At 62.6% G+C, this 1,249-nt stretch carries 1 protein-coding gene; it reads right to left on the bottom strand.

Translation table 11 applies throughout. The features are described from left to right. Positions 1–90 precede the first annotated feature (90 nt). Positions 91–981, bottom strand: a complete 891-nt coding sequence (locus tag I5W_RS16225; protein WP_252717059.1) for a M23 family metallopeptidase — start codon at positions 979–981, stop codon at positions 91–93. Positions 982–1,249 lie beyond the last annotated feature (268 nt).

Here is a 1,249-nt window from a genome sequence, read left to right as displayed (position 1 = left end):
CTGGCTTGTCAAAATGCACTAACACGCAGGAAATGCGCTTGGGCGGCCACCCCTGCCGCCTGCAAACGCCCGGCGGACGGCGGTTAGCGCTTAGTGCCCGGCCACGAACACCGGCAACTGCTTGGGCTGGTTGCCCCCCGTGGCGCCGAGCGCCAGGAACTTGCGCGGATCCTGGGCAATGCCGCGGATACGCACCTCGAAATGCAGGTGGGCGCCGGTTGAACGGCCGGTGGAACCGACATCGGCCACGTGCTGGCCGCGCTTGACGATGTCGCCCACCTTCACGTACAGCCGCGAGGCGTGGGCGTAGCGGGTGATGATGTTGTTGCCGTGGTCGATTTCCAGCATGTTACCAAACTGATAATGATATTCCGAGGCAATGACCACCCCGGCAGCGGCGGCGACGATGCGCGTGCCCACCGGGGCCGGGAAGTCCAAGCCTTCGTGGAAGGCATTGTGGCCGGTGAAGGGGTCCAGGCGCCAGCCGAAGCTGGAGGAATTGTAGGCGACGTTGACCGGTTGATTGGTCGGCAGCAGGCGCGACTTGATCTTGTCGCTCATCAGGGTGGATTCCACGGCGTTGAGGTAGTCGGCGCGGTGACCGGCGTCCACCGCCAGGCTATCCAACATGCGGCGCAGCTCATCCATGCTCACATCACGCGCCGGACCGGCCTGGCTGGAGACTTCGGCACCGCCGCGACCGGGCGCTTCCTTGAAGTTGAACTCCTCGGGGCGGATGCCAGCCAGGCCCTGCACCCGCTCGCCCAGCGCATCCAGGCGCATCATCTGGGCTTGCATCTCGCCGACCTTGACGGCCATCATGGCCAAGTTTTCCTTCAGGTATTTCTCGTTGCGGCCGTCTTCTTCCTGGCTCATCGACACGGCCAGCTTGTGCAGCATGGGCGAGGCATCGGGGTTGCCGGCGCGGTTGAGCAGGAAATAGGTGATCCCCATGGAGGAGCCGGCCACCATGGTCAGCATCAGCAACGGACGAAAACTCTTTAAATGATTGACGCGAACCGGATTGGTTCGATGCCCTGTTACGCGAACGGAAGACTTTACCTGATCAAGGCAGTTGCCGCAGCGACATCGGCGCCAGGCTTGATGCAGATTAATGGGCCCTGGCTGGCGCGGTCAGATGCTGTCATCTCCGCCCGGCTCAGGCCTCGAACAAGCGTATATGAACAATCCTGCCACCCCCCCCTCTGCAAGCGGCACAGGGAGATGGTGAATTGAAGATAGGTGAAGG

This window comes from Herbaspirillum sp. B65, from assembly GCF_000333555.1.
Lineage (GTDB): Bacteria > Pseudomonadota > Gammaproteobacteria > Burkholderiales > Burkholderiaceae_D > Herbaspirillum > Herbaspirillum rubrisubalbicans.
The sequence above is the reverse complement of the archived record's forward strand: the minus strand, read 5'-3'. Positions and strand labels throughout refer to the sequence as shown.

Coding starts and splice junctions, on each gene's coding strand:
- I5W_RS16225 (WP_252717059.1), bottom strand. CDS start 981: ATGCTGACCATGGTGGCCGGCTCCTCCATGGGGATCACCTATTTCCTG.